The sequence below is a fragment of the Nocardia fodinahabitans genome, assembly GCF_052983615.1.
The window spans coordinates 1520058-1541386 of sequence record NZ_JBRJJC010000001.1; the positions used below are offsets into that span (position 1 = coordinate 1520058).

Consider the following 21329-nt stretch of genomic DNA (forward strand, 5'->3'; position numbering starts at 1 on the left):
GCCGCGCGGTTCAGGACTCCAGCCAGTCCTCGATCGCGGCGGCGGCGTCGGCCGAGCCGCCCTCCAGGATGGTGAAGTGGTCGGCCTCGACCGGCACCACCGTGTGTGCCGGATCCCAGGCCCCGGCCTGCCAGTCCGGCCGCTCGGCCGGGCTCGCCAGGAACGACTGCGCGCACTGGACGAGCAGGGCCGGGGTGGTGACGGACCCGGGCACCATCTCCTGCATCAGCTGGACGTACCAGCCCATGCCGGACAACCGGGCGCCGTCGAATCGGCCGAACTCGGCTTCCCGCGACACCATGTGCTCGGCCATCTCCCGCAGCAACCATTCGCCACCGTCGTGCACCCGGTAGGTGTCGATCATGGCGACGCCCTCGGGCACCGGACCCTGCGCCGCCTCCAGATACTCGGTGACGAGGTAGGCCAGCAGGCCGCCCGAGGAGTACCCGAGCAGCACGAACGGCTCGCCCTGCGCGGCGTCGAGCACACCGCACGCCAGCGTCTCCAGTGCCGCCTCCGGTGTCGCGGGCAGTGGCTCGTCCGCCGCGAAGCCGATCGGTGGCAGCACCACGACCTCGCGGCCGGTGCGCAGGTGCGCGGTGACCCTGGCGTACTGGTGCGCGCCACCGGTGGCCAGCGGCGGGTTGATGCAGATGATCCGCGGCAGGTCCGAACCCGACGCGAGCCGGGTCGGCACCGGCAGCTCGTCCAGGTCCGCCGCCGAGGCGAACCGCTCCCGCAGCTGCGCCGCGACCCGCAACAGCGCGAAGCCGGTGCGGGCCTGACCACTCTGCACCGCGCCACGGAACATCCCGTACAGCGACTCGTCGGTGCCCGATCGCTGCCCCGGCTGCGTAACCGCGGCGAGTTCCGCGCGCAGGTACCGGGCCAGCCCCGCCGGGGTCTTCTGGTCGAAGATCGCGGCGGTCGGCAGCGTCAGTCCGGTGGAGGCGTTGAGCGTGGTGCGCAGCTCCATGGCGGCCAGCGAGTCGAAGCCGGATTCGAGGAAGTCCCGCTCGGCGTCGAGCGCGTCGACGCTCTCGTGCCCGAGCAGCCGGGCGGCGGTCTCGAGGATGTGCGTCTGGAGCCACTGCTCCTGCTCGGCCTCGGACAGCTGCGCCAACTGCCTGCGCACCGCGCCCGCGTCGGGTGCGCCGCTGCTCTGCCTGCGCCCGGCGCGCCGGACCAGGTCACCGAGCACCGGCGGCACCGCCGCCCTGGTCCGCAGGACGGCCAGGTCGATCTCGGCCAGGACCTGCGCCGGGCGGTCGGCCGCCACCGCGGCATCGAACAGGGCCAGCGCCTTGTCCGCGGCCAGCGGCGGCAGGCCCTGGCGGCGCATCCGCTGCCGGTCGGCCTCGCCGAGCCACTGCCCCATGCCCGAATCGATGCCCCACAGCCCGTAGGCGAGTGAGGTGGCGGGCAGCCCGGCGCCGCGCCGGTACGCGGCGAGCGCGTCGAGGAACACATTGGCCGCTGCGTAACCGCCCTGCCCGGCGGGCAGGATCGACCCGGCCACCGAGGAGATCAGCACGAAGGCCGACAGCTCGGTGTCGCGGGTGAGCTCGTGCAGATGCCACGCGGCGTCGGCCTTGGCACCGAGGGAGACGTCGATCCGCTCCGGTGTCATGGTGTCGACGAGGCCGTTGTAGGCGGCGCCTGCCGCGTGCACGATCGCGCCGAGCGGATGCGCCGCGGGGATCGAGGCGAGCAGCTCACCGACCGCGTCCCGGTCGGTGACATCGCAGGCGGCGACGCGGACTTCGGCACCGAGCGCCGCCAGTTCGTCGACGACCCCCGCCGCGGCGTCCGGCCCGCGCCTGCTGACCAGCAGCAGGTGCCGCACACCGTGTTCCAGCACCAGGTGCTCGGCGACGAGGCGGCCGATCCCGCCGGTGCCACCGGTGATCAGGACGGTCCGCTCGCGGTCCCACGGTGTCGTCCGGTCGGCCGTCGGCGCGACCGCGCGGACGAGCCGCGGCACCCACGTCCCGTCCCCGCGCACGGCCAGTTCGGCTTCGCCGGTCAGCGCGGCGGCGACCAGCTGTTGCGTCGGCTGGTCCGCGGCGGCCTCGAGCAGCACGATCCGCCCGGGGTTCTCGGCCTGCGCCGCGCGCACCAGACCCCAGACCGCGGCCGCGGCGGGATCGTCGGCACTGTCGGTCACCAGCGCCAGAGTGCTTGCCGCGTAACTCTCGTCGGCCAGGAACTCCTGGAGGACGCCGAGCGTCCCGTGCAGCGCGGCACGCAGCCGGTCCGGGACCTCGACACCGTCGACCGGGACCCGGTGGACGACGACGGGGGCCACCTCCTGCGAATCCCATTCGGCCCAGGACGAATCCGCCGCGCCGAGCGCCGGACCGGGTCGCCAGCTCAGCTCGTACCGGGCGTCCCGTGCGGACCGGGTCGGTGCCGACAGCAGTTCGGCCGACATCGGCCGCAGCGCCAGCGACCCCACCGACAGCAACGGCGCGCCACCGGCATCGGCCATCGTCAGCGTGACGGTGCCCTGGTTCAGCCAGCTCAGCCGAACCCGTACCCGCCGAGCACCTTCGGCGTGCACCCGCACCGACGACCACGCGAAGGGCACGAGCGTGGGTCGCTCGGCGGTCTCGTCCACGCCTTCCGGCAGCCCGAACGACAGCGCGTGCATGGCCGCGTCGAGCAGTGCCGGGTGCACGCCGTAGCCCTGCGCCGAGGTCTGTTCGGGCAGGACGACATCAGCGAAGAGATCCGCGCCGCGCCGCCACAGCGACTCCAGTCCCTGGAAAGCGGGGCCGTAGTTGTAGCCGTGGTCGGCGAGTTCGGCGTAGGCGCCGTCCAGCCGGACCTCGGTGGCATCGGCGGGCGGCCAGTGCGCGAAGTCGGTCCAGGCCGGCTGCTCGCCGGACTCCGCGGCGGGCCGCACCGTGCCTTCCGCATGATGGGTCCACGGGACCGACGGATCGTCGTCGGCGCCACGCGAGTAGACGTCGAGCCTGCGGTGACCGTGCTCGTCGCCGTCACCGACGATGACCTGGATGTGCGCGCCCGCGTGCCCGTCGAAGACGAGCGGGGCCAGCAGCGTGAGTTCCGCCAGCTCCGGGCAGTCGACGAGATCGGCAGCGTACGTGGCCAATTCGACGAACCCGGTACCGGGCAGCAGCACCACACCGAGCACATCGTGGTCGGCCAGCCACGGATGGGTCGCCGTGGACAGGCGGCCGGTGAGCCGCAGGCCACCGCTCTCCGGCTGCGCCACCAGCGCACCCACCATGGCGTGCTCGGTGGAGCGCAGGCCCAGCGTATCGGCCTCGCCGGTCCCCAGCGGGCTGGTGGCCCAGAACCGCCGATGCTGGAAGTCGTAGGTCGGCAACTCCGTTCGCGCCGCGCCGGTGCCGCGCAGGTAGCGCACCCAGTCGACGGTCCCACCCGCGACGTGGAGCCGGGCCAGGCCGGTCACCAGGGTCGTGGGGTCGGCCTTGTCGCGCCTGGTCAGCGCGAGGGTGGTCGCGGTGTCCAGGGTCTGCGCGACCATCGGCGTCAGGACGGCGTCGGGCCCGACTTCGGCGAACCGGGTCACCCCCAGCTCCGACATCGTGCCGACGGCCTCGGCGAAGCGCACCGTGGCCGCGACCTGCCGCACCCAGTACGACGGATCGGACAGCTCGTCCCCGACCCGGGCACCGGTCACGGTCGACACCAGCGCGATGCTCGGCCGTTCGAACGTCAAACCCGCTACGACCGCGGCGAATTCGTCCAGCATCGGCTCCATCAGGGCCGAGTGGAACGCGTGGGAGACCCGCAGACGGTGTGTCCGCCAACCGTTCCCGGCGCACACCTCTACCACCGCCAGGACCGCTTCCGCTGCACCGGAGAGGACCACCGACGATGGACCGTTGACGGCCGCGATCGACACACCCTCGGTCAGCAACGGCGCCACGTCCGCTTCCGAAGCGCCCACCGCGACCATCGCCCCACCGGCGGGCAGCGCCTGCATCAACCGGCCACGCGCGGCGACCAGCACACAGGCATCATCGAGTGACAGCACGCCCGCCACCTGGGCGGCCGCGATCTCGCCGATCGAGTGACCGGCCACCACCTCGGCCGTCACGCCCCACGACTCGAGCAACCGGAACAGCGCTACCTCGAAGGCGAACAACCCCGCCTGCGCGAACACCGTCCGATCGACCAGAGTCTCGTCGGCCAGCGCATCGAACAGTGACACCGGCTGTCCGAGCAGCGGTTCCAGCCGAGCCACGATGTCGTCGAAATGCTCGGCGAACACCGGATACACCCGGAGTCCAGCGGCCATGCCCGCCCATTGCGCACCCTGACCGGAGAACACCAGACCGGTCGATCCCGCGACCACCCGGCCGCTCACCACGCCCGGAGCGCCCTCGGACAATGCCCGTGTGCCCGCGAGCAGCCCGTCCCGGCCGTCACCGAGGACCACCGCGCGATGCTCGAACGAACCGCGCGTGGCGACCAGCGAGAACGCGACGTCGAGCGGGTCCTGGCCGTGCTCGGCCACATGATCCGCCAGCCGGGTGGCCTGGCCGGTGAGCGCCGCACCGCTGCGGGCCGACAGCACCCACGGCACGAGTCCACCCGCCGGGACGCTCCGCTCCACCGGTGCCGAATCCGCCACCTGCGGTGCCTGTTCCACGATGACATGCGCGTTCGTACCACTGATACCGAACGACGACACACCCGCGCGACGCGGCCGATCCGTCTCCGGCCACTCGACCTGCTCGGTCAGCAACCGCACATTCCCCTGCGACCAATCCACCTTGGTGCTGGGCTGATCCGCGTGCAGCGTGCGCGGCAGCACCCCGTGCCGCATCGCCATGATCATCTTGATCACGCCACCCACACCAGCAGCAGCCTGGGCGTGACCGATATTCGACTTCAACGAACCCAACCACAGCGGACGATCCTCGGCCCGATCCTGACCATAGGTCGCCAGCAAAGCCTGCGCCTCGATCGGATCACCCAACGTCGTTCCGGTGCCATGCGCTTCGACCACATCCACCTCGGCCGGGGAGACGCCGGCATTGGCAAGGGCCTGCCTGATCACCCGGCGCTGAGAGGGTCCGTTGGGTGCGGTGAAGCCGTTGGACGCACCGTCCTGATTCACCGCCGAACCCGCCAGCACCGCCAGCACCTGATGCCCCTTGCGGCGGGCATCGGACAGCCGCTCCAGCACGAGCACACCCGCGCCCTCGGACCAGCCGACCCCATCGGCATTGTCCGCGAACGACTTACAGCGCCCGTCCGGAGACAATCCACGCTGACGGCTGAACTCCACGAAGGTCTCCGGAGTCGCCATGACGGCCACACCACCGGCCAGCGCCAGATCGCATTCCCCCGAGCGCAGCGACTGCGCCGCGAGATGCATGGCCACCAGCGACGACGAGCACGCCGTATCCACCGACACCGCAGGACCTTCCAGTCCGAGCGTGTAGGAGATCCGGCCCGAGACGAGGCTGCCGGTGGCATTGCCGCCGTTGCCCTGCGCGTAGTCGTGGTACATCACGCCGGTGAACACACCGGTCGAACTGCCGCGCAGCACAGCGGGATCGACGCCGGCGCGTTCGAGTGCCTCCCAGGTCGTTTCCAGGAGCTGTCGCTGCTGCGGGTCCATCATCGTCGCCTCGTTGGGACCGATGCCGAAGAAGTCGGCGTCGAAGTCGGCGGCGGTGTGCAGGAAGCCGCCCTCGCGGGTGTAGGACTTGCCCGCCCGACCGGGTTCCGGATCGTAGAGGCCGCTGATGTCCCAGCCGCGGTCGGTGGGCAGCGGCGTGACCGCGTCCCCGCAGAGCCGGACCAGGTCCCAGAGGTCCTCGGGCGAGGTGACGCCACCGGGGTAGCGGCACGCCATACCGACGACGGCGATCGGATCACCGTCGGCGGACCTGCTCGCGGTGACCGCGACCTCGCGACCGGTCCCGGCGAACTCGGCGGCCAGATAGTCGGCCAGTGCCTGCGGCGTCGGGTAGTCGAACACCAGCGTGGCGGGCAACGGCAGACCCGTCACCGCTTTCAGGGAGTTGCGGAACTCGATCGCGGTGATCGAGTCGAAACCCAGTTCGCTGAACGCCCGGTCGGCCGCGACCGCGTTCCTGTCCTGATGCCCGAGCACCGTCGCGACCTGACCGCGCACGATCTCCACGAGCACACCCGGACGTTCGCCGTCGGGCGTACCCGCCAACCGGGTACGCAAGGCCGTGGCGGCACCGGAGGCCGCCTTGCGGCGCTGCGGGATCAGGCCGGTGAACAGGGCGGGCGCGGCGAATCCGGCACCGCGCAGGGCATCGAGGTCCACCCGCGCGAGCACCAGCGTGGCCGCGTCGATGCGGGTGGCGGCGTCGAAGAGGGCCAGACCCTGCTCCTGCGACAGCGGCAGCATGCCCGAGCGGGCGATCCGCTGCCGGTCGACCTCGCCGAGTGCACCGGCCATGCCGCCGTCCCACATGCCCCACGCCAGCGACGTCCCGGGCAGCCCTGCGGCGCGGCGGCGCGCGGCCAGCGCGTCGAGAGCGGCGTTGGCGGCGGCGTAGTTGCCCTGGCCGGGGTTGCCGAACGCGCCTGCGACCGAGCTGAACAGCACGAACGCCTTCACCGGTAGCTCGGCGGTCAGCTCGTGCAGGTGCACGGCCGCGTCGACCTTCGGCCGCAGGACGGTGTCCAGCCGGTCCGGGGTCAGCGAACCGATCGCACCGTCATCGAGGACACCGGCGAGGTGGAACACACCGGACAACGGCTGCGCCGCCGGGATATCGGCGAGCACGGTGGCCAGCGCCGCACGATCGGCGACATCGCACGCGACGAACGAGACCTCGGCACCCGAATCCTCCAGCGCCGCCCGCAATTCGGCGAGACCGGATTCTCCTCTTCTGCTCAGCAACAGCAGTCGACGGGCATCATGTCTTTCGACCAGATGCCGGGCGAACAGGCCACCCAGTGCACCGCTCGCACCGGTGATCAGCACGGTCTCGTCCGGACCGAACAGCGCTTCCCCTTCGGATGCGCCTGCCGGAGCGGAGGTTCGGGCGAGGCGCGCGGTGTACACGGCACCGTCGCGCACAGCCACCTGCGGTTCACCCGCGACCAACAGCCCGCCGATCACGCTGTCCGGCAATGCATCGGGTGCGGACTCGGTGTCGACCAGGATGATCCGGCCCGGATTCTCCGACTGCGCGGACCGCACCAGACCGCCGATCGCGGCACCGGCCAGGTTCGTGATGTCCTCTCCGGCGACCGATACCGCGCCGCTGGTCCGGACGATCAGCACCGATTCCGCGTAGGCGGGCTCGGCGATCCAGGACTGGAGTACCCCGAGGACTTCCCGGGTCGCGCCGTGGATGGCGGCGGGTTCGGTGCCCGCCGGGCAGTCCAGGAGCACCGCCGGAGGCACCTGCGCACCCAGGTCCGGCCACGAGGCCGTGGCGATCTCGTTGTCCGGCAGCGAGATCGGCGTCCAGGCGATCCGGAACAGGGCCGAGCGGGTGATGTCGGTGCCGGTGGTGAGCTGTGCGGGGTCGATCGGCCGGGAGGCCAGGTGCCGCACGGTCGCGACCGGCGCACCGGTCGCGTCCGCGAGGTCGAGGGCGACCCCGTGCGCACCGACCCGGACGAGCCGAACCCGCAGGGCGTCGGCCCCGTTCGCGTGGACGGTGACGCCCGACCATTCGAACGGCAGCGCGATACCCGTGCCCGCCGACGGCAGATCACCGGCGACCCGCAAGGCGTGCAGGGCGGCATCGAGCAGGGCCGGGTGCAGGCCGAACCGCTGCGCGTCGGCGCGGGCCTGGTCGGGCAGCGCGAGTTCGGCGTAGAGGGCATCGCTGTCCCGCCAGACGGCGGTCAGCCCACGGAACACCGGTCCGTAGTGGTAGCCCTGCTCGTCGAGGGCGTCGTAGACGCCGTCGAGATCGACCACGGTGGCACCCGTCGGGGGCCACTGCGTGAGGTCCACCGGCACGGCGTCACTGTCCGCCGCGAGCGCGCCTTCGGCATTCAAGGTCCACGACGAGGGGGAGTCGCTATCGGGACGGGAGAAGATCCGCACGGCGCGTCGGCCCGGCTCGTCCTCGGCACCGACGACGACCCGCACCGCGACGCCCGCCGAGTCCGGCAGCGTCAGCGGGGCGCGGAGGATCAGCTCCGTCAGGGTCGGGCAGCCGACCTCCTCGCCCGCCCGCAAGGCGAGCTCGACGAACCCGGTGCCGGGGAACAGCACCGTGTCCAGCACAGCGTGGTCGCACAACCAGGGCTGTGTCCGCGTCGACAGCCTGCCGCTCAACGCGACGGCATCGGACTCGGGCTGCGCGACCACCGCCGACACGAGCGGATGGTCACTGGCGACGAAGCCGAGCGCACGGGCGTCACCACCGGCCGCGCCGTCGTTCAGCCAGTAGCGCTGCCGCTGGAAGGCGTAGGTGGGCAGGTCGACGCGGCGCGCGCCGGTTCCGGCGAACAGCGCGGCCCAGTCCACCTCGGCACCGGACACGTACAGCCCGGCCAGTCCGGCCGACAGGGTGAGCGCGTCGGCATGATCCCGGCGGGCCAGGGCCACCATCGTGGTGGTCGCGTCCGTGGACGTCTCGACGATCTGGCTGATCATCGGGACGAGCACGGCATCCGGCCCGACCTCGGCGAACCGGGTGACGCCGGCCTCGGTCATCGTGGCTACCGCGTCGGCGAAGCGCACGGTGCCACGAACCTGGCCGACCCAGTACGACGGATCGGACATCTCGTCCCCGACCCGGTCACCGGTCACCGTCGACACCAGCGCGATGCTCGGGGTACCGAAGGTCAAACCCTCGACGACCGAGGCGAATTCGGCCAGCATCGGCTCCATCAGGGCCGAGTGGAAGGCGTGCGAGACCCGCAATCGGTGTGTGCGCCAGCCCTTCTCGGCGCACGCCGCGACCACCGTCTCGACGGCATTGCCGATGCCGGAGAGCACCACCGACGCCGGACCGTTCACCGCCGCGATCGATACCCCGTCGACCAGCAACGGCAGCACCTCTGATTCCGCGGCACCGACGGCCACCATCGCCCCACCCGCGGGGAGCGCCTGCATCAACCGGCCACGCGCGGCGACCAGCACGCACGCGTCATCGAGTGACAGCACGCCCGCCACCTGGGCGGCCGCGATCTCGCCGATCGAATGACCGGCCACCACATCGACCCGCACACCCCAGGACTCGAGCAACCGGAACAGCGCCACCTCGAAGGCGAACAACCCCGCCTGCGCGTACACCGTGTCGTCGACCCGATCGGGATCGGCGAGCGCGTCCCGCAGCGACACCGGCTGCTCGAGCAGCGGATCCAGCTGCGCGACAATCGCATCGAAGTGCTCGGCGAACACCGGATACGCGTGCAGCCCGGTGGCCATTCCCGCCCACTGCGCGCCCTGACCGGAGAACACCACACCCGTCGAACCGGCCAGTACACGCCCGGTCACCACGTCCGCGCGTGCTTCGCCACTACCCAGCGAGGCGGCACCGGCCAGCAGGCCTTCGCGGTCGGCGGCCAGCAGTACGGCGCGCTGGTCGAATCCGACGCGCGAGGTCACCAGCGAGAAGCCGACGTCGACCGCCGCCGAATCACGCACCGTCACCTGCGACACCAGGCGGCTCGCCTGCTCCGCGAGCGCCGCTTCGCTCCGTGCCGACAGCACCCACGGCAGCACACCGCCGACGGGAGCCACCGGCTCCGCGGTCGCGGGCACCACCGGCGCCGCCTCGACGATGACGTGGGCGTTGGTCCCGCTGATACCGAACGAGGACACACCCGCCCGACGCGGGCGATCCACCTCCGGCCACGCGACCGGCTCGGTCAGCAACCGCACCTCGCCCTCGGACCAATCCACCTTCGTGGAGGGCTGATCCACGTGCAGGGTGCGGGGCAGTACCCCGTGCCGCATCGCCATGATCATCTTGATCACGCCACCCACACCGGCAGCGGCCTGAGCGTGACCGATATTGGACTTCAACGAGCCCAGCCACAGCGGACGATCCTCGGCACGATCCTGGCCATAGGTGGCCAGCAAGGCCTGCGCCTCGATCGGATCACCCAATGTCGTTCCGGTGCCGTGGGCCTCGACCGCGTCGACCTCGGCCGGGGACACGCCCGCATTGGCGAGGGCCTGCCGGATCACCCGCCGCTGCGAGGGACCATTGGGCGCCATCAGACCGTTGGACGCGCCGTCCTGGTTCACCGCCGAACCCGCGAGCACCGCGAGAACCTGGTGACCGTTGCGGCGGGCATCGGACAGCCGCTCCAGCACGAGCACGCCCGCGCCTTCGGACCAGGCCACACCGTCGGCCGACTCCGCGAACGACTTGCACCGTCCATCCGGCGACAACCCGCGCTGCCGACTGAACTCGATCAGCGTCTCCGGCGTCGCCATCACCGCGACACCACCGGCCAGGGCCAGATCGCACTCGCCCGAGCGCAGCGACTGCGCCGCGAGATGCATGGCCACCAGCGACGACGAGCACGCCGTATCCACCGACACCGCAGGACCTTCCAGTCCCAGGGTGTAGGCGATCCGGCCCGACACCAGACTGCCGGTGACATTGCCGCCGTTGCCCTGCGCGTAGTCGTGGTACATCACGCCGGTGAACACACCGGTCGAGCTCCCGCGCAGCACCGGCGGATTCACCCCGGCGCGTTCCAGCGCTTCCCACGACACCTCCAGCAGCAAGCGCTGCTGCGGATCCATGGCGGTGGCCTCGTTCGGGCTGATCCCGAAGAACTCGGCGTCGAACTCGGCCGCCGAGTAGAGGAAACCGCCGCGACGGGTGTAGGTCTTGCCCGGCGTGCCGGGGACGGGGTCGTAGATGCCGTCGATGTCCCAGCCGCGATCGTCCGGCAGGTCGCCGCTGGTGTCGGTGCCCGAGGTGACCAGGTCCCACAGGTCCTCGGGCGAGGCGACGCCGCCGGGGTAGCGGCAGCTCATCGCGACCACGGCGATCGGGTCGTCGCCGACGGACCGGCTCGCGGTGACCACGATGTCGCGGCCCGTCCCGGTGAACTCCTCGGCCAGGTACTGGGCGAGGGCCTGCGGTGTCGGGTAGTCGAAGACGAGGGTGGCGGGTAGCGGCAGTCCCGTCACGGCTTTGAGGCCGTTGCGGAATTCGATGGCCGTGAGCGAGTCGAAGCCCAGTTCACTGAACGCCTTGTCGGCCGCGATCGCGTTCAGGTTCTGATGCCCGAGGATCGCGGCGACCTGTCCGCGCACGATCTCGACCAGCACGGCCGGCCGTTCGCTGTCCGGGGTACTCGCCAGCCGGGTACGCAGCGCCGTCGCCGTACCGGTGACGGCCTTGCGGCGCTGCGAGATCAGACCGCTGAACAGCGCGGGCAGGGCCATGCCGTGGCCGCGCAGCACGTCGAGGTCCAGGCGGGCGACCAGCGGTGCGGCGACATCGATTCCGGTCACGGCGTCGAACAGCGCGACGCCCTGTTCGTCCGACATCGGCAGCAGGCCCGAGCGCACCATCCGCTGCCGCTCGACCTCGCCGAGCTCGCCCGCCATACCTGCTTCCCACATACCCCACGCCACCGAGATTCCGGCCAGACCGGCGGACCGACGGTGGGTGGCGAGCGCGTCCAGGAAGGCGTTGGCCGCGCCGTAGTTGCCCTGCCCGGCATGGCCGAAGGCACCGGCCACCGAGCTGAACAGCACGAACGCCTTCACCGGCAGCTCGGCGGTCAGCTCGTGCAGGTGCACGGCCGCGTCGACCTTCGGCCGCAGCACGGTATCCATGCGGTCCGGAGTCAACGAGCCGATCGCACCGTCATCGAGAACACCGGCGAGGTGGAACACACCGGACAGCGGTCGCGCCGCCGGAATATCGGCGAGCACGGCGGCCAGCGCCACACGATCGGCGACATCGCACGCGACGAACACGACCTCGGCACCCGAATCCTCCAGCGACGCCCGCAATTCGGCGGCACCCGGACCGGACTCGCCCCGCCTGCTCAGCAACAGCAGTCGACGGACACCATGCCGTTCGACCAGATGCCGGGCGAACAACCCGCCCAATGCACCGCTCGCACCGGTGAGCAGCACGGTCTCCTCGGCACCGAACGATTCCGATTCCGCCGAAGTGTGTGCCGGAGCGGAGATTCGCGTGAGACGTGCCGCGTGCACTACCCCACCACGGACCGCCACCTGTGGTTCGGCCGTAGCCAGAATCCCACCGACGGCAGCGTCGACGTCCGCCGAATCGGTGTCGATCAGGACGATCCGGCCCGGGCTCTCGGCTTGGGCGGCGCGCACCAGGCCACCGACCGCGGCACCCGCGAGGTTCGTGATGCCCTCGCCCGCCACCGCGACCGCACCGCTGGTCCGGACGACCAGCACCGAATCGGCGTAGCGCGCATCGGCGCCCCAGACTCGCAGTACGTCGAGCACGGCATGCGTGGCGGCGCGTACCGCGTCGGGATCAGTGCCACTCGGGCTGTCCAGAATCACCGCGGCGGGTACCTGCTCGCCGAGTTCGGCCAACGACACCGCATCGATCTCGGTGTCGGACACCGGGATCGGGGACCACTCGACCTGGAAGAGCGCATTCGGGACGACGGATGTCCCGGTCGTGAGCTGCGCGGGATCGATCGGCCGTGATGCCAGGTGCCGCACCGTCGCGACGGGGGCACCGGTCGGGTCGGTCAGGTCCAGCGCGACTCCGTGGTCGCCGATCCGGGTGAGCCGCACGCGCAGCGCGTCCGCGCCGCTCGCGTGCACGCTCACCCCGGACCACTCGAACGGCAGGGCCAGCGCGCTGCCCGACACGGTGGCGTCGCCGGCCAGCCGCAGGGCGTGCAGGGCCGCGTCCAGCAGGGCCGGGTGCAGGCCGAATCGCTGGGCCTCGGTCCTGGCCTCCTCGGGCAGTTCGACCTCGGCGTAGAGCAGACCGTCGGTGCCGCGCCAGGCCGAGCGCAGGGCCTGGAACATCGGACCGTAGTGGTAGCCCTGCTCGTCCAGGTCGTCGTAGACACCCTCGACCGCGAGCGGGGTCGCGTCGGCGGGCGGCCACTGGGCGATTGCCGCCGGGGCGCTGTCGCTGTCCGCCGCGAGGACGCCTTCGGCATTGAGGGTCCAGGCCGCCGAGTCCGCGTCGTCATCGGGGCGGGAGAAGATCCGCACCGCACGTCGGCCCGCCGTGTCCTGCGCGTCGACGACGACCCGTACCGCGAGTCCGCCGGACTCCGTCAGTGCCAGTGGCGCCCGCAGTGCCAGTTCATCCAGGGTCGAGCAGCCGACCTGGTCGCCCGCGTGCAGGGCGAGTTCGACGAATCCGGTGCCGGGGAACAACACGGTGTCCATGACCCGGTGATCGGCGATCCACGGCTGCGACTCGGTCGAGAGGCGGCCGGTGAGGGTCACCGCGTCGGAGTCCGGCTGCGAGACGACCACCGACGCGAGCGGATGTCCGGTGGCGACGAGCCCCAGAGCCCTGGCGCCGGTTCCGGTCGTGCCTTCGGTCAGCCAGTAGCGGCGTCGCTGGAAAGCGTAGGTGGGCAGATCGATTCGACGGGCACCGGTTCCCGCGTACAGGGCGGCCCAGTCGACCTCGGCGCCGGTGACGTACAACCCGGCGACCGCGCGCAGCACCGCGTCGGCGTCGGCGTCGTTCCGGCGGGCCGTGGCTACGACGGCACCGTCCTCGACGATCTGCGTGATCATCGGCACGAGCACGGCGTCGGGTCCGACCTCGGCGAACCGCGTCACCCCCGAGGCGGCCATGGTGGCGACGGCGTCCGCGAAGCGCACGGTGTCGCGGACCTGGCCGACCCAGTAGGCCGGATCGATCATCTCGTCGTCGACCCGGTTGCCGGTCACCGTCGACACCAGCGCGATGCTCGGGGTACCGAAGGTCAAACCCTCGACGACCGAGGCGAATTCGGCCAGCATCGGCTCCATCAGGGCCGAGTGGAAGGCGTGCGAGACCCGCAATCGGTGTGTGCGCCAACCACGCTCGGCGCATACCTCGGCCACGGCCTCGACGGCCTCCCCGACACCCGAGAGCACCACCGACGACGGACCGTTCACCGCCGCGATCGACACGCCCTCGACCAGCAACGGCAGTACGTCGGCTTCCGGCGCACCCACGGCGACCATCGCGCCGCCGGCGGGCAACGCCTGCATCAACCGGCCACGTGCGGCGACCAGCACACACGCGTCATCGAGTGACAGCACGCCCGCCACCTGGGCGGCCGCGATCTCGCCGATCGAATGACCGGCCACCACATCGACCCGCACACCCCAGGACTCGAGCAACCGGAACAGCGCCACCTCGAAGGCGAACAACCCCGCCTGCGCGAACACCGTCGCATCGATCCGCGCCTCGTCGGTCAGCGCCTCCGCCAGCGAAACAGACTGTCCGAGCATCGGTTCCAGCTGGGCGACAATCCGGTCGAAGTGCTCGGCAAACACCGGGAACGCGCGCAGCCCGGCGGCCATTCCGGCCCACTGCGCACCCTGACCGGAGAACACCACACCCGTCCGACCGGCCATCACGCGGCCGGTCACGACACCCGGCACGGTTTCGGCATTCGCCAGGGCCTGGACACCGGCGAGCAGACCTGCCCGATCGGCCGCCAGCACCACTGCCCGATGGTCGAACGCGACCCGCGCCGTCACCAGCGACAGGCCGACGTCGACCGCCTCCGAGTCATGTTCTGTCACATGGGAAGCCAGGTTCACCGCCTGCTCGCCGAGCGCCGCACCGGTCCGCGCGGACAGCACCCACGGCAGCACGCCACCGGCCGGAACGGACGTCTCCACCGCCGCGGCAGGTGCCGCGGCCGGGGCCTGCTCGATGATGAGGTGCGCGTTGGTGCCGCTGAGCCCGAAGGAGGACACACCGGCGCGACGCGGCCGATCCAGCGCGGGCCACGGCGTCGGTTCGGTCAGCAGCCGAATGTGGCCCTCGGACCAATCGACCTTCGTACTCGGCCGGTCCACATGCAGCGTCTGGGGCAGTACCCCGTGCCGCATCGCCATGATCATCTTGATCACGCCACCCACACCGGCGGCGGCCTGGGCGTGACCGATATTGGACTTCAGCGAGCCCAGCCACAGCGGACGATCCTCGGCACGATCCTGGCCATAGGTCGCCAGCAGGGCCTGGGCTTCGATCGGATCGCCCAACGTCGTTCCGGTGCCATGCGCTTCGACGGCATCGACCTCGACGGGCGAGACCCCGGCATTGGCGAGGGCTTGGCGGATGACCCGCCGCTGCGACGGGCCGTTCGGCGCCGTCCAGCCGTTCGAGGCGCCGTCCTGATTGACCGCCGATCCGGTGATCACCCCGAGCACCTGGTGACCGTTGCGCTGCGCGTCGGACAGCCGCTCCAGCACCAGCACACCGGCGCCTTCGGCCCAGGCGACACCGTCGGCGGAATCGGCGAACGACCGGCACCGCCCGTCCGGCGACAAGCCACGCTGACGGCTGAACTCGAGGAACATGTCCGGTGTCGACATCACCGCCACACCACCGGCCAGGGCCAGGTCACACTCCCCCGACCGCAGCGACTGCGCGGCCAGATGCACGGCCACCAGCGACGACGAGCACGCCGTATCGACCGTGACTGCGGGCCCTTCCAGCCCGAACACATACGACACCCGGCCGGAGACCAGGCTGCCGCCCGCGCTGTTGCCGGTGCCCGCGCCCTGCGCGTAGTCGTGGTACATCACCCCGGTGAACACGCCGGTGGCGCTGCCACGCAGGCCCGCCGGGTCCAGACCGGCGCGTTCGAGCGCCTCCCAGGACACCTCGAGCAGCACGCGCTGCTGCGGGTCCATCGTCAAGGCCTCGTTCGGGCTGATCCCGAAGAAGTCGGCATCGAATTCACCCGCGGAATAGAGGAATCCGCCCTGCCGGGTGTAGGTCTTGCCCGCCTTGCCCGGCTCGGGATCGTAGATGCCGTCCAGGTCCCAGCCGCGATCGGCGGGCAGCCCGCCGGTGGCGTGACCGCCCGAAACGACCAGTCGCCACAGATCTTCGGGCGAGGTGACCTCGCCCGGGTAGCGGCAGCCCATCGCGACCACCGCAATCGGCTCGGCGTCGACCGTCCGGGCCGCGGTGACCGCGACCTCCGCCACAACGCCGGTGAGCTGGGCGTCGACGAACTCGGCGACCGCCTGCGGCGTGGGGTGATCGAAGATGAGGGTGGCGGGCAGCCGCAGACCGGTCGCCGCGTTGAGTTTGTTGCGGAACTCGACCGCGCCGAGCGAGTCGAAACCGAGTTGTTGGAAGGCCTGATGGGATTCCACCGCCTCGGCCGTGGCATGGCCGAGGACCTCGGCCGCCACGGTCTGGACGAGGGTGAGCAGGGTGGCGTGCCGGTCGGCTTCGGCGAGACCGGCCAGCTTCTGGGCGAAGGCCCGGCCCGCGGTACTGCGGGTATTGGCGCGGCGCACCGGGATCGGCGCGATGCCGCGGAGCAGGGCCGGGAGCTGCTCGCCCCGGGACCGCAGCACGGCCGGGTCGACGCGCAGCGCCACCAGCTGGGCCGCCTCGGTCGCGATGGCCGCGTCGAACAGGGCGAGACCGTCGGTCTCGGACAGCGGCGGGAAGCCCTGCCTGCGCATCCGGTCGAAGTCGTCCTCGGACAGATCGGCGCCCAGCCCGCTGGTGCGCACCCACAGGCCGTAGTCGACCGAGGTCGCGGGCAGTCCGGCGGTGCGGCGATGGGCCGCCAGCGCGTCGAGGAAGACGTTCGCCGCGGCGTAGTTGGCCTGGCCCGCGGTCAGGACCAGCCCGCCGACGGAGCCGAGCAGCACGAACAGCGACAGCGGCTGATCGCGGGTGAGTTCGTGCAGGTGCCAGGCCGCGTCGACCTTGGGCCGGAACACCCGGTCGAACCGGTCCGGCGTCATCGCCTCGATCACGCCGTGGTCGGCGGTCGCGGCGGAATGCACCACGCCCACCAGGGGCTGCTCGGCGGGGACCGACTCGAGCAGCGCGGTCAGCGCGGCCCGGTCGGACACATCGCACGCGGCGACGGTGACCTGAGCGCCGAGCTCGAGGAGTTCGGCGCGCAACTCGGCGACTCCGGGCGCGTCCTGGCCGCGGCGGGAGGTCAGCAGCAGGTGACGGACGCCGTGCACGGCCACCAGATGCCGGGCGATCACCGCGCCGATGCCGCTGGTGCCACCGGTGACCAGCACCGTGCCCGACTCGATCGGGCGCGCGATCGCACCGGGCGCGTGGCGGGTCATCCGGGGCACGAGCAGGGTCGTGCCGCGCAGGGCCGCTTCCGGTTCCCCGGCGACACTCGCCGCCGCGACGGCCGCCGGGTCGTAGTCGCCGTCCAGGTCGAGCAGCTGGAATCGGCCGGGGTGTTCGGCCTGCGCCGCGCGCAGCAGGCCCCAGACCGGCGCGTGGGCCAGGTCGACGTGATCGGTCGCACCGATCGTGACGGCGTTCCTGGTGAGCACCACCAGCCGCGCGGCGGCCAGGCGCGGGTCGGCCAGCCAGCGCTGCACGGTGTCGAGGGCGGCGGTGATCGCCGCGCGCACGGCCACCGGCGGTGCGTCGTCGTAGTGGGCGCATTCGTACAGCACGACCTCGGGAACCGCCGGGTCCTCGGCGGTGTCCAGGTCGGCGAGCAACGCCGCGAGATCGTCGAAACGCCGTACGCCGTCGGCGCTTCCGGCGCCGAGCACCGTCACCCGGCCCGGCTCGGTGGCGGGCAGCGGCACACCGACCCAGTCGATGCCGAACAGGGCTTCCGAGATCTGGTCGGCGCCGAGGCGTTCCGCGGACACCGGCCGCGAGACCAGCGCGCCCACCGACAGCACGGGCAGCCCCTGCTCGTCGGCGACCTGCATGGAATGACTACCGGCCCCCCGCACGATGCGCACGCGGACCGACGCCGCGCCACTCGCGTGCGATACCACCCGGTTCCAGGTGAAAGGCAGTTCCGGCGCGGCGACTTCGCCGCGCCGCCGGGCCTCGACGATGCCGACGTGCAACGCCGAGTCGAACAGCGCCGGATGGATCAGGAAGCCGTCGGCGTCGCGGCGATCGGGCAGCGCGACCTCGGCGAACAATTCGTCACCGCGCTGCCACGCGGCCTGCAGACCCTGGAAGAACGGCCCGTACTCGTAACCCGCTTCCAGCAGTTCGTCGTAGGCGCCCTCGATGGCCAGCGGCTGGGCACCCGCGGGCGGCCACGCGATGAGGTCGAAGCCGGCTTCGGACTCGTCCGGGGCGAGGACGCCTTCGGCGTGGATCGACCACGGCCCACCCGCGATCTGGCGCGAGTGCACACTGAGCCGGCGGCGACCGGCCGCGTCGGCGTCGGCCACCACCACCTGTACGGAGACGCTGCCCTGCGCGGGCAGGGTGAGCGGGGTGTGCAGGACGAGCTCGTCGACCACGGGGCAGCCGACCAGACCGCCTACGTAGCAGGCCAATTCGACATAGCCGGTGCCCGGCAGCAGCATCACGCCGAACACGCTGTGGTCGGCCAGCCATCGCACCGAGTCCACCGACCACCGGCCGGTGAAACTCACGGCGCCCGAGTCCGGATGGGCCACCACGGCACCGAGCAGGGGGTGATCGGCGATCTCGAGGCCGACAGAGGTGGCACCGCTGAGGTCGGCGCCCAGCCACGACTCGGCGATCACCTGCTTGGCGTCGAGCCAGAACCGTTCGTGCTGAAAAGCGTAGGTGGGCAAGTCGACTCGCCGCGCGCCGACGACCGGCCCGGTCCACGCCATCTCGGCGCCGGACACGAACAGCCCGGCGACTCCGGCCAGCACCGACGACGCGTCGGCCTGGCCTTTGCGTGCCATCGGCACCACCACCGTGACATCGGATTCCGCCGCCGGATCGTCGACGACCTGCGTCACCATCGGGGTCAGCACCGCATCGGGCCCGACCTCGGCGAACCGGACCACCCCGAGCGCCGACATGGTGGCGACCGCGTCCGCGAAGCGCACCGTGCCCCGCACCTGGCCGGGCCAGTACGCCGGGTCCGTCATCTCGTCGGTAACGCGCGCGCCGGTCACCGACGACACCAGCGCGATGCTGGGCCGCGAGAACGTCAGACCGCGCACCACCGAATCGAATTCGGCCAGCATGGGATCCATCAGCGCCGAATGCGACGCGATCGAGATCCGCAGCCGGTGCGTGCGCCACCCGCGCTCGGCGCAGGCGGCCGTGGCGGCGAGAACCGCGTCCTCGACACCGGAGAGCACCACCGACGACGGGCCGTTGACCGCCGCGATGGATACCCCGTCGGTCAGCAACGGCAGCACCTCGGCTTCGGCCGCGCCCACCGCGACCATCGCCCCGCCCGGGGGCACCGCCTGCATCATCCGGGCGCGCGCGGCCACGAGCACGCACGCGTCGTCGAGCGACATCACCCCGGCCACATGCGCGGCCGCTACCTCGCCGATCGAGTGACCGGCCACCACATCGGCGCGCAGACCCCAGGATTCGAGCAGCCGGAACAGCGCCACCTCGAACGCGAAGACACCGGCCTGCGTGAACACCGTCTGGTCGAGCAGGGTCTCGTCGTACAGCGCGGTGCGCAGCGACTCCGGTTGTGCCAGCAGCGGATCCAGCTGGGCGACGATCGCGTCGAAGTGCTCGGCGAACACCGGGTAGGCGCGGAGTCCGTCGGCCATGCCCGTCCACTGCGAGCCCTGCCCGGTGAACAACACGCCGGTCGTACCTGGCACGGCCCGGCCGGTCACCACGCCGGGCACCCGCGTGTCCGCGGCCAGCGCCCGCACGCCGGCCAGCAGTGCGGCGCGGTCTTCGCCGAGCACCACGGCCCGATGCTCGAAAACGCCGCGGGTCGAGGTCAGTGAGAAGGCGACGTCGCACGGATCCCATGCGGGCGCCACGGTCGCCAGGCGCGCGGCCTGATCGGCCAGTGCCGCACCGCTGCGGGCCGACAGCACCCACGGCAGCACACCGTCGACCGGAGCGGGCTCGTCCTGGTCCGGCACCGGCGGTGCCTGTTCCAGGACGAGGTGCACATTGGTGCCCGCGACGCCGAACGAGGACACACCGGCCCGGCGCGGCCGGTCCACCGCAGGCCACGGCATCGCTTCGGTCAGCAACCGCACGTGCCCGGTGGACCAATCGACCTTGGTGCTGGGCTGATCCACGTGCAGGGTCTTGGGTAGCACGCCGTGGCGCATCGCCATGACCATCTTGATCACGCCACCCACACCGGCCGCGGCCTGCGAGTGCCCGATATTGGATTTCAGCGAGCCCAGCCACAGCGGCCGGTCCGCGTCGTGGTCCTGGCCGTAGGTGGCCAGCAGGGCCTGGGCCTCGATCGGGTCGCCCAATGTCGTTCCGGTGCCGTGGGCTTCGACGACGTCGACCTCGCGCGCCGTGATGCCCGCGTTGGTCAGCGCCTGGCGGATGACCCGCCGCTGCGCGGGACCGTTCGGGGCGGTCAAGCCGTTCGACGCGCCGTCCTGGTTCACCGCCGATCCGGCGATCACCGCGAGCACCTGATGACCGTTGCGCTGGGCGTCGGACAGCCGTTCCAGCACCAGCATGCCCGCGCCCTCGGCCCAGCCGACACCGTCGGCGGACTCGGCGAACGCCTTGCAGCGCCCGTCCGGCGAGATGCCGCGCTGCCTGCTGAACTCGATCAGTGTCTCGGGGGTCGCCATCACCGCCACGCCACCGGCCAGCGCCAGATCGCACTCGCCCGACCGCAGGGCCTGGGCGGCCGAGTGCATCGCCACCAGCGACGACGAGCACGCGGTGTCCACCGTGACCGACGGCCCCTCCAGGCCGAGGACATAGGAGATCCGCCCGGACGCGACGGCGCCGGAGTTCGCGTTGGCCGGATAGTCGTGATACATCATGCCGACGTAGACGCCGGTGCTGCTGCCGCGCAGCGCACCGGGATCGAGCCCGGCCCGTTCGAAGGCTTCCCAGGATGTCTCCAGCAGCAGGAACTGCTGCGGGTCCATCGTCGCGGCCTCCTTCGGGCTGATGCCGAAGAACGCCGGATCGAACTCGCCCGCGGAATGCAGGAAGCCGCCCTCGCGGGTGTAGACGCTGTTCGGCGTCTCGCCGGTGTGGTCGTAGAGGCGCTCGGCGTCCCAGCCACGATTCACCGGGAACTCCGAGGCGGCGTCCACTCCGTCGGCGACCAGCCGCCAGAGGTCTTCGGGCGAGCCGACGCCACCGGGGTACCGGCAGGCCATGCCCACGATCGCGATCGGCTCACGCAGGGCGGCGTCGAGCTTGCGGTTGCGGGCGCGCAGCCGCTCGGTCTCCTTGAGCGAGACCCGGAGTGCGTCGGCGAGTTTCTGAATGTTGGTGTCGGGCTTCGTCATC

Annotated in this window: 1 protein-coding gene; it reads right to left on the bottom strand. The window is 71.6% G+C overall.

Translation table 11 applies throughout. The features are described 5' to 3' along the window. Positions 1-10: 10 nt before the first annotated feature. Positions 11-21328, bottom strand: coding sequence for an SDR family NAD(P)-dependent oxidoreductase (locus NV348_RS07315; protein WP_447146328.1), 21318 nt, complete (start codon positions 21326-21328; stop codon positions 11-13). Position 21329: the final 1 nt, after the last annotated feature.

Coding starts and splice junctions, on each gene's coding strand:
- NV348_RS07315 (WP_447146328.1), bottom strand. CDS start 21,328: ATGACGAAGCCCGACACCAACATTCAGAAACTCGCCGACGCACTCCGG.